Source organism: Pasteurella sp. WM03 (assembly GCF_004570945.1).
Classification (GTDB): domain Bacteria; phylum Pseudomonadota; class Gammaproteobacteria; order Enterobacterales; family Pasteurellaceae; genus Rodentibacter.
Genome location: NZ_SPPO01000001.1, coordinates 411,559 through 424,670 on the forward strand (window position 1 = coordinate 411,559; position 13,112 = coordinate 424,670).

At 38.9% G+C, this 13,112-nt stretch carries 12 protein-coding genes, 1 rRNA gene and 1 pseudogene; all 14 read right to left on the minus strand.

The features are described from left to right. Positions 1 to 105 precede the first annotated feature (105 nt). The 14 genes and pseudogenes from lpxD to rrf all read right to left on the minus strand — a co-directional run bounded on the left by lpxD (position 106) and on the right by rrf (position 12,924). On the minus strand, positions 106 to 1,140 hold the full coding sequence (lpxD, locus tag E4T92_RS02080; RefSeq protein ID WP_135093227.1) for a UDP-3-O-(3-hydroxymyristoyl)glucosamine N-acyltransferase: 1,035 nt from the start codon (positions 1,138 to 1,140) through the stop codon (positions 106 to 108). Positions 1,141 to 1,152: 12 nt separating this feature from the next. Next, positions 1,153 to 1,761: an OmpH family outer membrane protein gene (locus tag E4T92_RS02085; RefSeq protein ID WP_135093228.1), complete on the minus strand. Its 609-nt coding sequence runs from the start codon at positions 1,759 to 1,761 to the stop codon at positions 1,153 to 1,155. A gap of 102 nt (positions 1,762 to 1,863) precedes the next feature. Then, the gene (bamA, locus tag E4T92_RS02090; protein WP_135093229.1) at positions 1,864 to 4,260 is read right to left on the minus strand and encodes an outer membrane protein assembly factor BamA; all 2,397 of its coding nucleotides are present in this window, start codon (positions 4,258 to 4,260) and stop codon (positions 1,864 to 1,866) included. 34 nt (positions 4,261 to 4,294) lie between these two features. After that, positions 4,295 to 5,626 (minus strand): sigma E protease regulator RseP, encoded by a 1,332-nt coding sequence (gene rseP / locus E4T92_RS02095; protein ID WP_135093230.1) that lies wholly within the window; start codon positions 5,624 to 5,626, stop codon positions 4,295 to 4,297. 9 nt (positions 5,627 to 5,635) lie between these two features. Further along, positions 5,636 to 6,502 (minus strand): phosphatidate cytidylyltransferase, encoded by an 867-nt coding sequence (locus E4T92_RS02100; RefSeq protein WP_135093231.1) that lies wholly within the window; start codon positions 6,500 to 6,502, stop codon positions 5,636 to 5,638. Between the two features lie 11 nt (positions 6,503 to 6,513). Beyond that, entirely contained in the window at positions 6,514 to 7,233 is a 720-nt protein-coding gene (gene uppS, locus E4T92_RS02105; protein ID WP_135093232.1) for a polyprenyl diphosphate synthase, read from the minus strand. 27 nt (positions 7,234 to 7,260) lie between these two features. Further along, complete coding sequence (gene ispC, locus E4T92_RS02110; protein ID WP_135093233.1) at positions 7,261 to 8,457, minus strand: 1-deoxy-D-xylulose-5-phosphate reductoisomerase; 1,197 nt, start codon at positions 8,455 to 8,457, stop codon at positions 7,261 to 7,263. An 81-nt stretch (positions 8,458 to 8,538) separates the two neighbouring features. Then, positions 8,539 to 9,096: a ribosome recycling factor gene (gene frr, locus E4T92_RS02115; protein ID WP_077541739.1), complete on the minus strand. Its 558-nt coding sequence runs from the start codon at positions 9,094 to 9,096 to the stop codon at positions 8,539 to 8,541. Positions 9,097 to 9,272: 176 nt separating this feature from the next. Then, the gene (gene hemN, locus E4T92_RS02120) at positions 9,273 to 10,640 is read right to left on the minus strand and encodes an oxygen-independent coproporphyrinogen III oxidase (protein WP_135093234.1); all 1,368 of its coding nucleotides are present in this window, start codon (positions 10,638 to 10,640) and stop codon (positions 9,273 to 9,275) included. Beyond that, positions 10,640 to 11,086 (minus strand): DUF2489 domain-containing protein, encoded by a 447-nt coding sequence (locus E4T92_RS02125; protein ID WP_135093235.1) that lies wholly within the window; start codon positions 11,084 to 11,086, stop codon positions 10,640 to 10,642. The genes hemN and E4T92_RS02125 overlap by 1 nt, the downstream gene beginning before the upstream one ends. Before the next feature lie 3 nt (positions 11,087 to 11,089). Next, on the minus strand, positions 11,090 to 11,647 hold the full coding sequence (gene yihI, locus E4T92_RS02130) for a Der GTPase-activating protein YihI (protein ID WP_135093236.1): 558 nt from the start codon (positions 11,645 to 11,647) through the stop codon (positions 11,090 to 11,092). A 187-nt stretch (positions 11,648 to 11,834) separates the two neighbouring features. Beyond that, positions 11,835 to 12,014, minus strand: a pseudogene (locus E4T92_RS11185) (hypothetical protein); the annotation flags it as partial. Further along, complete coding sequence (locus E4T92_RS02135; RefSeq protein ID WP_135093237.1) at positions 11,975 to 12,196, minus strand: hypothetical protein; 222 nt, start codon at positions 12,194 to 12,196, stop codon at positions 11,975 to 11,977. The pseudogene E4T92_RS11185 and the gene E4T92_RS02135, both read right to left, overlap by 40 nt. A 612-nt stretch (positions 12,197 to 12,808) precedes the next feature. Then, positions 12,809 to 12,924: ribosomal RNA gene (rrf, locus tag E4T92_RS02145) — 5S ribosomal RNA — on the minus strand. Between the last annotated feature and the right edge of the window lie 188 nt (positions 12,925 to 13,112).

The window sequence follows — 13,112 nt, forward strand, 5'->3', positions numbered from 1 at the left end:
GCTAAATAACAAAATTTTTAGAGTGTTTTAACCATTAGGCTAAAACCGAATAATACTAAAAAAAAAAAACAGTCCGTCAACTGTTTTTTTAATCTTTTTATGACATTATATTTTTTCATTGAGTTTTTTTTCGACTAATTTCAACCGTTTATTCATTCCATCAATCCCTAAAGTCAGTGCCGCTGTTTTACGCCACTCTTTATTGGTTTGTAATGGAATGCCGGAAGAATAAACCCCCGGTTCGGTAATTGGTCGCATGACCATTCCCATACCGGTAATCGTCACTTTGTCACAGATTTCCATATGGCCGTTAATCACACTCGCCCCACCAATTAAACAGTAACGTCCCACTGTCAGGCTACCCGCCATAATCACACCGCCTGCGACTGCCGTACCTGTGCCAATATGAACGTTGTGGGCAATTTGACAAAGATTATCAATAATGACGTTATCCTCAATCACCGTGGCATCCAGTGCACCTCTATCAATGCAAGTACAAGCACCAATTTCAACATTGTTACCAATGATGACTTGTCCCACTTGTGGAATTTTAATCCAACGACCACGATCATTGGCATAACCAAAACCATCGCTCCCAATCACGGCACCGGATTGAATTAAACAATTCTCGCCAATTAAAACATCATGATAGACCGAAACATTCGCCCAAAGCTGTGTACCCGAGCCAATTTTTGTGTGTTTTCCCACAAAACAATTCGCCCCAATCACCACGTTATCGCCTAATACTACGCCTTCTTCAATGACAGCATTTGCGCCAATTGATACATTTTCACCTAAAGAAACATCATCAAAAATGACCGCACTTGGTGCAATGCCTTGTGCCGCTTTCGGTGTGGTATCCATATACTGAGCTAAAATCGCATAAGCCACATAAGGATCTTTGACAATCAGTAAATTACTTTCAGCGGCACAAAATTCCACATCTTCTTCGGACACGACGAGAATGCCAGCCTGAGAATCTTTTAATAACGGACGAAATTTCGCATTAGAAATAAAAGTAAGTTGATGGGCTTGAGCTTTATCGAGAGGGGCAATATTCGTTATAACGACATCGGCGTTACCGCGAACGGTAGCGCCGATTTGATTCGCCAATTCTTTTAAAGAATAGGATTTTTGCATAGTTAGAACCTATTATTTTTTCTCTTCCGCTTTAGCTGGTACTGCTTTTTCAGTTGCCGGAATCGACTTGAGCACTTCCTCAGTAATATCTTTGCCTTCTACCGCAAACACGACAGAGTTAGCATCAATCACATAGGTGTAACCTTTTGCTTTTGCTAAGTTGTTGGTTGCCACTTGGATACTTTCTAATAATTTTGCACGCGCTTCCGCTTGACGTTTATCACTTTCTTCTTGGAATGCCGCAACTTTTTTATCTTGTTCTTGCATCAACTTAGTCAATGCCGCTTCTTCATTCGCACCAAATTTATTGATTTCTTCTTCACGTTTTTGGATTTCAGCTTGGCGTAAACGTGGTGCATCTTTTTGTAATGCCGCAACTTTTGCTTCTACTTTTTTCCGTGACGCAGCAATTTTGTCATCAATTTCTTTTTTACTTGCTGCAAGCTTATCCGCTGTCGGTTTTAATTCCGCATCTAATTTATCTGCGATAGCTTGGCGGTCCGGGTGGTTTTGGAATAAATATCCTGCATTGATAAACGCAATATTTTCATCTGCAACGGCAAAACCTGATGCAAGCGCAATACCTACTGAAAGTGCGGTCACTTTTAAAACATTTTTCATTGAAATTTCCTTGTTAAACTAAATTGTTAATCGGGCTTGCATAGCACGCATTGTTTACTATGCAAGTGTTCGTTTTGACTAAGTAATAAGTAAAAAGTTCGATTAAAAAGAACCTCCAATACTAAATTGGAACTGTTCTACATCATCATTCTCATATTTTTTGATCGGTTTAGCGTAAGAGAATACCAATGGCCCGATTGGTGATTGCCATTGGAATCCGATACCTGCGGAAGCACGAATACGGCTTGGATCACTATAATCCGGCAAATTAGGGAACATCGCTTTATCCTGTGCCGTCCATTTTGTATTCCAAACGCTTGCTGCATCAACAAACAATGAGGTTCTTACCGAGTTTTGGCTCTTATCTGAAACAAATGGTGTCGGGAAAATTAATTCCGCACTTGCAGTTGCAATGGCATTACCCCCGATAATATCGGTGCTACCATTGGCATTATACCCTTCCTGACCATTCTGGTCTTTTACCCAATAAATCGCGTTCGGACCTACCGCACCATAAGCAAAGCCACGTAATGATCCAATCCCCCCTGCAGTATAGTTTTGGTAGAACGGTAAACGTTTACCGCCAAAACCATTTGCGTAGCCTAGTCCTGCTTTACCGGAAATAACCCAGTAATGCGCACGATCAAGAGGATAATAGCCTTGAATATCAGCATTTAATTTATAATATTTGTTATCAGAACCCGGAATCGTTACACGACCGCCAATACTTGCTTTTATCCCTTTAGTTGGAAAGTAACCACGGTTTAAACTGTTATAGTTCCAACCAAACGAGAAATCAAAATCGTGAGATTTTACTGAAAGAGAATCAGAACGTTCTGGATCTAAATTCATTGATTTTAAATATAAATCACGGTTATATTCCCGAGAAAAGTTGCTGATTTTATTGTAAGTGTAACCCAATCCGATATAGTATGAATTATTTTCATTCACCGGGAACCCAAGAGTTACATTGCCACCATAAGTCGTACGCTTATAATTTGATGCGGTATCACTATTGGAGTTATCGTAAGTTTCATAGAATACATTTCCGCCTAAACTTACCCCATCTTTTGTGAAATAAGGCTCAGTATAACCCAAATTAATTGTTGTACCATAGTCATTACGAGAGCCCCCCAAGCTCACTGCGGCACCGGTTCCTAAAAAGTTATCTTGTTTTACACTAGCTTGATAACTAATACCACTTTCCGTTCCATAGCCCACACCAAAGTTGATACTACCGGTGTTACGCTCCTTCACTTTGTAAACAACATTTACTTCATCATTTGTACCTTCAACCGGATCAATTCGACTTTCAACGGTTTCAAAAAAACCCGTTCTATCCAAACGAATTTTCCCTAACTCGACTAATTGGGCATTATACCAAGAGCCTTCCTGCTGACGCATTTCCTGACGTAGCGTGCTATCGGCTGAAACGGTGTTACCTTCAAATTGAACTTGACGAACAGATAAACGGCGACCGGCATCAACAACAAAAGTCAATGCAACAGTCTTATTTTCATCATCAAATGTTGGAGCTGCATTAACTGTTGCGCTACCGTAACCACGTTCACCTAATTTGGCTCGAATCGCATTTTCAACATCAATCACATCTGCACGACTAAAGGTATCGTTCAAATGTAAACTATTTAATAGCGGCTGCAACTCCTCCGCCATTCCCCCCACATTCCCCACAATACGGGCGCTTCCTAAATCATATTTTTCACCCTCATTCACATCAATGGTCACTTCCGCTTTGGTTTGTTCATCATTTAACTGAACATCCGTATGGGTAATCTGTGCTTTAGCATAACCGTTGTTTTGATAGTATTCTTGAATAGATTGCAAATCTTTATCAAACTGTGTCGCATCAAATTTGTTTCCCCAAAGTTTCCACCACGCATCCGGTTGCAATTCCATTTGGTCTTGTAATGTGCTACTTGAAATAGCTTGGTTACCATTAAAGGTAATCGACTTTAATTTTGCCGTATCGTCTTCATCAATTTGAAGCGTAATTTCTGCACGGTTGTTTGGGAGTGTGTTCACAATCGCTTCAACTTTCGCATTATAACGCCCCACACTTTTATAGTGTTCTTTAACGCCTTTCACAAACTCATCAAGTTTAGCTCGATTCAAAATATCGCCTGATTTAAAACCGTTTGCGTCTAGGTTTTGTTTCAAGGCTTCCGTTGGAATCAACGAGTTACCTTTAATCTGCACCTCTGAAATAATTGGCTTTGCAATGACACTCACTACAAGAGCATCACCATCTTGGTAAGCCTTTACATCATCAAAGCGACCACTGACAAACAAAGAACGAACGATATTCGCTACATCATTGTCAGTCACACGTTGTCCAGAACGAACAGGTAGGCTTGTAAGAATTTGTTGTTCCAACTCACCTTGAACCCCATCTACACGAATTTCTTTTGCCACAAAAGGGGCGGCAAAAATGCTTGTTGTCGTCCCGAATAATAAACTTGCGATTAGAAGTTTTTTCATCGACAGTACCCTATCTACTATGTCACTATAAAATCTATAAATGTAAGAAATCATTGAAAAGTGCAAAAGCCATCAAAGCGAATAGCAATGCTGCACCAATGCGATAACTTAAATTTTGTACCCTTTCGGAAACCGGTTTCCCTTTTATTCCTTCCGCTGCTAAGAAAACAAGATGTCCCCCATCTAAGACAGGCAACGGAAATAAATTCATAATGCCTAAATTTACGCTGATTAACGCCATAAAGCTCAGAAAATAAACCACACCAATACTTGATGAAGCACCGGCACCTTTTGCAATGGAAATAGGACCACTTAAATTATTCAAAGCAAGATCACCAGTAAACAACTTACCAATGACTTTAATAGTTAACCAAGATAATTGCACGGTTTTTTCTACACTTTTAGAGAGGGAATCAAGAATACCATATTTCAATTCCGTTCGATACTGCTCCCCCACATTTAAAAAAGTAGGACTAACCCCCACAAACCAACGGTTTTCTTTATTTTTTTCTGGTTGTATCGTTTTGTCAAAAACATTGCCATCACGTTCAATTTTAAAAGAAATGGGCTGCCCTTGTTCAACCAGTTTTACAAAATCTTGCCATAAAAGTGCGGTCAAATTTTCACTTAAAATTTTATCCCCCACCTTCAGCCCTGCTTTTTGAGCCGGAGAATTTTCCACGACCTTAGATAAGGTCATTTCTACTTTAGTACGGACAGGAACCATTCCTAATGATTCGAAAGCGCTTTCTTTTTCCGGATCAAATGTCCAACCGGATAAATCTAATTGTTTGTCATAGGTCACATTGGAGCCGAAAGGTGAAAGGGTCATCTCTACTTGCGTATCCCCTAATTTTGTGGCTAACAGCATATTAATGGTTTCCCAATCATCCGCATTTTTTCCATCAATCGCCACTATTTGCGAATGAGGTTCAATATGTGCTTGTGCCGCAATAGAATTTGGCGTTATCTGTTCAATCACGGGTTTTACACTTGGGATTCCCACAGAATAAATGATCCAATATGCCACAATTGCAAAAAGAAAATTTGCTAATGGTCCGGCGGCAATAATAAATGCACGTTGTAATACAGACTTTTGATCAAAAGCTTGAGGTTTTAATAATGGGGAAACACTTTCCGCTCGGCTATCTAACATCTTCACGTAGCCACCTAAAGGAATCATTGACAAGGCAAATTCTGTACCTTGTTTATCTTTACGTTGCCAAATCACCTTACCGAAACCAATAGAAAAACGATGGACTTTTACACCGCACTTTCGTGCAGCCCAAAAATGCCCATATTCATGAACCGCCACCAATACGGAAATCGCAATAAGAAAAGAACCGAGAGACCACAAAAATGACATGAAGAGCCCTTACAATACAAAGAAATAGAAGTAAGTAAAGAAAGGAACAGCAGCCGTTAAACTATCAATACGATCTAAAACGCCACCATGCCCGGGAATAAGCTGACTACTATCTTTAATCCCAGCTTCTCGCTTGAACATACTTTCTGTTAAATCACCTAAAATTGAAATTGCGACTGTTGCAACAGAAAGTGCGATAAATCCCATCATTTCTCGGTTTCCAAGCAGGGTTTCACGGGACAAGTAAATAAATGCACACGCAAGAATTACAGCGGTGATTAATCCACCAGCAACCCCCTCCCAAGTTTTTCCCGGTGAAACGTTAGGCGCCAATTTATGTTTTCCAAAAGCTCGGCCAGCAAAATAAGCGCCAGAGTCTGCAGCCCACACAAGTACAAAAACATAGAGTAACAAGAATAAACCTTGATAGGGATCTTGCGTATAGTTTTCCAAGCGTAAACGTAATACCGCAGCAATAAAAGGAATTAATGTCGAAAAAGCAAATAATAACTGAAGTGGCTTATTTTTCCCCCAGTATTTCGCCGATAGAGGATAGGTAACAACCAGCAATAATGCGAGCATCCACCACCCAATAGAATTAATCAACAAAAGGGGAAGATAGCTTTCAAAAACACGTCCGGCATTTAAATAATCTCCCTCGGTAAAAAGCCATAAAAAAATAAACGACCCGAGAAATGCCGCAATGCATAAACGGGCGAGAGGTTGTTTTAAGCGGGAGAATTGTGTCCACTCCCACACGCCCAATGTTGCCACCAACCCCAAAGCCAACGCAAAATAAAAAGGGGTAAATAAAAACAAGGCGCACAACACCAGCATAATAAGCACAATCGCCGATAATACACGTTCTTTAAGCATAATTTCTCCGCTTATTCTGTCCCACCAAAACGGCGGTGACGTTGTTGATAACTTGCAATGGCTTGATTAAAATCCTTTTTTCCAAAATCAGGCCATAAAACATCTAAAAAACATAACTCCGCATAAGCAATTTGCCAAAGTAAGAAATTGCTCACACGTTGTTCACCACTAGTGCGAATTAATAGATCGACTTGAGGTTGATTTTGTGTAGCCAAATGCAATTGAAAATATTGCTCGGTAATCTCTTCAGGATTTATTTCATTTTTTTTAACTTTATCAGCAATTTGTCTGGTGGCTTGAACAATATCCCAACAGCCACCATAGTTTGCTGCAATGTTCAAAGTCAATGCCGTATTTTTTTCCGTTAAATGCTCCGCTTTGGCAATTTTCTCTTGTAATCTTTCACTAAAACGTGAAGTATCACCAATAATTTTAAGTCGAACATCATTTTTATGCAGCTTTTTTACTTCACGATCAAGGGCTTGCATAAAAAGCGTCATCAAGGCATTCACTTCCTGCGCGGGGCGATTCCAATTTTCACTGCTAAAAGCATAAAGCGTTAGCACTTTAACACCAATTTGGCGGGCATAGCTTACCGCTCGACTAACCGCCGCCACACCATGAGTATGTCCAAAAATACGCAATTTATTTTGTTGTTTTGCCCAACGTCCGTTGCCATCCATAATAATAGCAATATGCTCGGGGATATTATTCTTATCAAGTTCTATCATAAAAATAAATTATTTTTGACCGCTCTTTTAACGATGCGCAATTAATGATTCTGCAAGAGTGCGAGCTTCCGCATCCACCGCCAGCACATCATCAATGGATGAAATCGTTGTATGGGACATTTTTAAAACCGATTCTTGGTTAATTCGTGCAATATCGGTAAAAGAAATACGACCGTCTAAAAAAGCTTGAACTGCCATTTCATTTGCCGCATTCATTGTTGTTGTGGCATATTGCCCTTCAGCAAAAGCCTCCATTGCCAGTTTTAAATTCGGATAACGATGATAATCCGGTTCAATAAACGTCAGTTCTTTGATTTTAAAGAAGTCTAAAGGTTCAACGCCGGCGAAAGTACGCTGAGGATATGCCATTGTTTGAGCAATTGGCGTACGCATATCCGGATTACCCATTTGAGCAATCACTGAACCATCCGCATAGCGTACCATAGAATGAATGATTGATTGAGGATGAATAACCACTTCCATTTCATCAGCGCAAGCGTTAAACAACCATCGAGCCTCAATATATTCCAAACCTTTATTCATCATCGTGGCTGAATCTACGGAAATTTTTTTCCCCATCGACCAATTAGGATGCGCCACCGCTTGCGCTGGTGTAATACGATCAAAGTCCTGTAAAGGAGTATAACGAAAAGGCCCACCGGATCCTGTTAAGACTATTTTATTAATACCTAATTCATCTAATGGGCAGAAACCGATTTTTTGTTGGGCTTCGGGCGGCAGTGATTGGAAAATCGCATTATGCTCACTATCTACCGGTAACAAAATAGCGTTATTCTGTTTCACTGCTTCAATGAAAATCTGTCCGCAAGTCACTAACGCCTCTTTATTTGCCAACAATACCCGTTTGCCGGCCTTCACGGCAGAGAGTGTCGGTAACAAACCTGCTGCACCGACAATGGCTGCCATCACTTGATCCGCCTCAGGATGTGCCGCTAATTCACAAATGGCACGCTGTCCGGCTAACACACTTGTTGTGATATTATGCTCAAGGAGTTTACTACGCAGGCTATTCGCTGCCTCAACATCATCAAGAGCGGCAAAGTGCGGTTGAAATTTCACACATTTTTCAAACATCGCCTCTACATTTTTCCCCCCAACAAGAGCGAAGGCACGATACCTTTCAGGATTATTCTCAATCACTGATAGGGTGCTTTGTCCAATCGATCCCGTTGCACCAAGAATCACGATATTCTGTTTTTTCATAAAATATTGACCGCACTTTGTGAATAAAATAATAGAACAAGGGCAGACACCATGGTCTGCCCCAATCATCGGTTCAGAAGACTAGAAATCCATTAATTCTTTTTCTTTATCTGCCAATACTTCATCAACTTTTTTGATGAATTGGTCAGTTAATTTTTGGATAATCTCTTCTGCCTTATGTTGATCGTTCTCACTAATCTCTTTATCTTTTAACAACGCTTTGATTTTGTCATTCGCATCACGACGCACATTGCGAATTGCGATTTTACCCTGCTCGCCTTCGCCTTTCACAATCTTAATTAGATCACGACGGCGTTCTTCCGTTAACGGTGGCAAGGGTACGCGAATCGTGGTACCAGCTGAAGAAGGATTTAAACCTAAATCGGAAGTCAAAATCGCTTTTTCTACCGCACTGATTAATGAACGATCGAATACAGTCACAGCTAAAGTACGTGCATCCTCTGCTACAACGTTAGCTAATTGACGAAGTGGCGTCGCTGCACCATAGTATTCCACTTGAATCGAATCCAATAAACTCGGTTGTGCACGACCGGTACGAATTTTTGCGATATGTCCTTTTAATGCTTCAAGGCTCTTTTCCATACGCTGTTCAGCGTCTTGTTTAATCTCATTAATCATTGAATTATCCTTTTATACGTAGCCCAAAATAAAACGGGGTGATTTTACTGGATTTTTTACGGTTTTTGAATTGTTTTATGTTTTTTGAACTTAACGGTATTCAAAAAAGATTAGCCCTTTTGAAAGTACAAGCAACAAATAAGAAAAATGCCACCATAAACAGGGTGGCACGGCAATCAAATAATTCTTGAAAATTGCTGACGTTTTGCCATAGCACGAGAATAAGTATCAAAACATAAGCAAATATTCCGAATGAATAAACGACCTTTGGGCGAAACGATTAGCCCTTGTTCGCTTTGACTGATTAAAGCATCATCAATCAATGGCCTTAATAGCGCCAAATCTTCAGCAAAGTGTTCGGTAAATTTAATATTGTATTGTTTTTCAACAGATAAAAAATCTAATTTAAAATTACAAATAAGTTGTTTAATCACATCACGACGTAAGCAATCTTCTTTACTCAGCCTCAACCCTTTATGTAGTGCATGGCCTTTCTCTTCAACCAAAGCATAGTAAGTTTTAAGGTCTTTCTCATTTTGGGCATAACTATCACCTAACAAGCTAATAGAAGACACGCCTAGTCCGAGAAGATCACAATCCTCTTGTGTTGTATAGCCTTGGAAATTACGATGCAACACGCCTTGTTCCTGAGCAATAGACAATTCATCGTAAGGTTTAGCAAAATGATCCATACCAATAAATTTATAGCCTGCTTGCCCTAAGGTTTCGATCGTTTTCTGTAAAATCGTCAGTTTAGTTTCCGGAGCTGGTAATTGTTCTTCTTTAATTTTGGCTTGTCCCGGAACACGACTCGGCAAATGTGCATAGTTAAAGATACTCAAACGATCAGGATTTAATGCAATCACTTTTTCTAATGTAAACATAAAGCTTTCTACCGTTTGCAATGGCAAACCGTAAATCAAATCAAGATTTGTGGATTGAAAGCCCAACGCTTCCGCACGTTTCAATAAAGATGCAATAAATGCCTCATCTTGTTCACGATTCACAATTTTTTGCACATCTTTATTAAAATCCTGAACCCCCATACTCATCCGATTAAAGCCAATTTCACGCAGGTGATCAAGCATAGAAAGCTCAATTTTGCGAGGATCAATCTCAATAGAAATTTCTGCATTCTCTGTAATCGTAAAATGAGATTTCAGCATTGCCATTAAACGTGTAGATTGCGCTTCGTTCAAATACGTCGGCGTCCCTCCCCCCCAATGAATTTGGGTAACCTTTCTTCCTTTAAATAATTGAGCTCGAGAGAGAATTTCTTTTTCAAGATAATCAAGATAAATATCGGCTTTATGTTGATGGCGCGTAATCACCTTATTACAAGCACAAAAATAACAAAGCTGATGACAAAACGGAATATGCACATAAAGCGAAAGTGGGCGATTAGGATAACGTTCTGCAGCTTGAATAAAATCTTGGTTAGTGTAGTTTTCGTGAAATTCTAATGCCGTCGGATAAGAAGTATAGCGAGGCCCCGATTGATTATATTTCTGTATAAGTTCCTTATCCCAAATCATCTCTGACATTAAACGTCTCCTAATTTTTTTATATCATCAAGTAACTGATGTAGTTCTTCTACAATATCCTGCTCAAACTTGGCTTCTGCACTTTCCCGTTCAAGATCAAGACGTCTCCGCTCTTTTTTTTCAAGTGTTTTTCGTGCATCATGGGTGGGCATATCCCTCACAATATTGTAAAGTTCACTCATTGCAGGGTAAGGTTGAAGATTTTTTCCAAAAGGCATTAATAGCATCGTAAGACGAATAACCCCCTCAGAATGATTACATTCTTTCTGCTGCATCGCCTTGGCTATAATTTCAAGGCTCTCTTTTAAACGAGTGACTCTTTCCATTTTAGCTTTAGCCAACTCTTGTTGCTGGTGTTTTACCTGTTTTAACAAACGGAATGCATACCACGATAAAACAGCAATGATAGCGAATGCAAATAAGCTTAAAATCATCGTCCAAATCATCTTTTACTTAAACCGATTAATATCCATTTGCTCAAAAGTGCGGTATAAATTCTCCTCACTTTCGTCCTCATCTTCAATGCCGAGTTCTTCCATCAATTCCGCAATGCGATCCAAACACTCATCCACAAATTGCTGATCCGCTTTGCTAATGGTTTTGCCTTCATCCAAAGCATCTAATAATTCGTTCAAAATCTCATTATTTTCAAGATTTTCCAACTCTTGCATTGGATCGAGCTTTTTCACCGGTTTCAGGGCTGGAATAAGCTGACCTTTTTCCGATTTATTCACAAATTCCACAATAAGAGGAATTTTCTTTTTACTACCAATTTTTGGATCTTTAACTTGTTGTTGCGGTTTATTACTATTCTCTTCCGCAACACTATGACGTGAACCTGCGGCTAAGCCTTTATGCTTACGTTTTTTCTTGTCCTCACGTGCTTTGGCATCCAATTCATAGCGGGTTAATTTCTTTCCTGTACGTTTTGTCATGTCTGGTTTCTTGTCCGCTTTACGAACAGGCATCACATCAGTTATTCGGCGAGTTTTTTTCTTACGGGCCATTCAAATATCTATCCTTCTAATAAAATTTACTGGATTGTATCACTTAGGAAAGTTTTTCTCATTAAGAAATGAGGTTTTATACCTATCTTTCAACCTATTCTAGCAATAGTGAGATAGTTTCCCTTATAAAAACAAAATCCCTTTTGAAGGTTAATTCAAAGGGGAAATAACTCAAAGATATGTTTCATTAAGCTATATTAGGGTGGCTACAATATTTTGTAGCAAAAGAATAAAAGTTCTTTTCTTTACCATTGATAGTAATCTTTTTGATTTCATCGACTAATTTTGGATCACCGCTATTTAATCGTTCATCAAAGTAAGGGATATTTAAAATATGTTTCGAAATAGAATAGATATTAAATATATTGCACTATAAAAATCATTTAACGTCGCAGATTTAAGCAAGATATCTGTGATATCATTATTTTTCGGAAATTGTTGAAATAATTTATTCAGGGATTTTTCTTGTAACACATAATTTTCCGATATTTCCCATGTTGCTAAATAAATATTCACTTCTTCAATCTCAGGCTTTTTTAAATCAGTCATATTTAACACTCGTTGTTTATCAAAATAATTTTTATCAAAGGGTATTGCTTTTCTCTGCAAAAGAAAAGCAGGACTATTGTATAATAGTGCAACAATTACGATTTTAGGATAGGCTAAAGTTAAAAAGTGCGGTCAATTCTTAAAGACTTTTTGAGAGAAAGGTACCCCAATCCATAAAAACACTGAAAATATTGACCGCTCTTTTTTATAGTTTGGATTATGCTTTTTTAAAAGGTGAGAAACTAGAATAGTTTACCAATTTCCTCAGTTGCGTTGCTTGTCCATAAATAAACAAGAACACCTAAAGCAAAATCAAGATGATTTATTTTGTTTCGAAAATATACTGAATTATAGATAGAAAAAACAAATAATAGATTAGAAGGATTATTTAGTAAACCTAAGAATAAATTATCCATTCACAATGGATTGACGAAGTATTATAAGATTATTCTTATTAAAGATTTTAAATAAATAAACGGGGTATAAGACTGAGTTAAAATTTAGGCTGGCCTTCTCTTCTGAGAATCTTGTCGACAAACAGGACATTTTTGGGCGTATCCTGTAAACAAAAATCCCCAAGCTCATCAACTCGGGGATTTATGGGTAATAAAGCCCTGGCGGTGCCCTACTCTCACATGGGGATACCCCACACTACCATCGGCATTACAGCGTTTCACTTCTGAGTTCGGTATGGATTCAGGTGGGACCACCGCACTCTCGCCGCCAGGATAATTCTTTGATAACTCAACGTCTTATTTCTTACTTTTCTTACTTTTCTTTATTTTCGTCTGTTCTCTCGGTCACAAGCTGATTACTGTATGATTTTATTCGTTGTATTTCACACTAGCCACTCAAAAACACTTGAGCGTTGTATAGTTAAGCCTCTCGGGCAATTAGTATGGGTTAGCTCAATATC

Excerpts from the sequence above, each read along its gene's own strand:
- lpxD (WP_135093227.1), bottom strand. The coding sequence starts at position 1,140 with ATGCAAAAATCCTATTCTTTAAAAGAATTGGCGAATCAAATCGGCGCT.
- E4T92_RS02085 (WP_135093228.1), bottom strand. The coding sequence starts at position 1,761 with ATGAAAAATGTTTTAAAAGTGACCGCACTTTCAGTAGGTATTGCGCTT.
- bamA (WP_135093229.1), bottom strand. The coding sequence starts at position 4,260 with ATGAAAAAACTTCTAATCGCAAGTTTATTATTCGGGACGACAACAAGC.
- rseP (WP_135093230.1), bottom strand. The coding sequence starts at position 5,626 with ATGTCATTTTTGTGGTCTCTCGGTTCTTTTCTTATTGCGATTTCCGTA.
- E4T92_RS02100 (WP_135093231.1), bottom strand. The coding sequence starts at position 6,502 with ATGCTTAAAGAACGTGTATTATCGGCGATTGTGCTTATTATGCTGGTG.
- uppS (WP_135093232.1), bottom strand. The coding sequence starts at position 7,233 with ATGATAGAACTTGATAAGAATAATATCCCCGAGCATATTGCTATTATT.
- ispC (WP_135093233.1), bottom strand. The coding sequence starts at position 8,457 with ATGAAAAAACAGAATATCGTGATTCTTGGTGCAACGGGATCGATTGGA.
- frr (WP_077541739.1), bottom strand. The coding sequence starts at position 9,096 with ATGATTAATGAGATTAAACAAGACGCTGAACAGCGTATGGAAAAGAGC.
- hemN (WP_135093234.1), bottom strand. The coding sequence starts at position 10,640 with ATGTCAGAGATGATTTGGGATAAGGAACTTATACAGAAATATAATCAA.
- E4T92_RS02125 (WP_135093235.1), bottom strand. The coding sequence starts at position 11,086 with ATGATTTGGACGATGATTTTAAGCTTATTTGCATTCGCTATCATTGCT.
- yihI (WP_135093236.1), bottom strand. The coding sequence starts at position 11,647 with ATGGCCCGTAAGAAAAAAACTCGCCGAATAACTGATGTGATGCCTGTT.
- E4T92_RS02135 (WP_135093237.1), bottom strand. The coding sequence starts at position 12,196 with ATGACTGATTTAAAAAAGCCTGAGATTGAAGAAGTGAATATTTATTTA.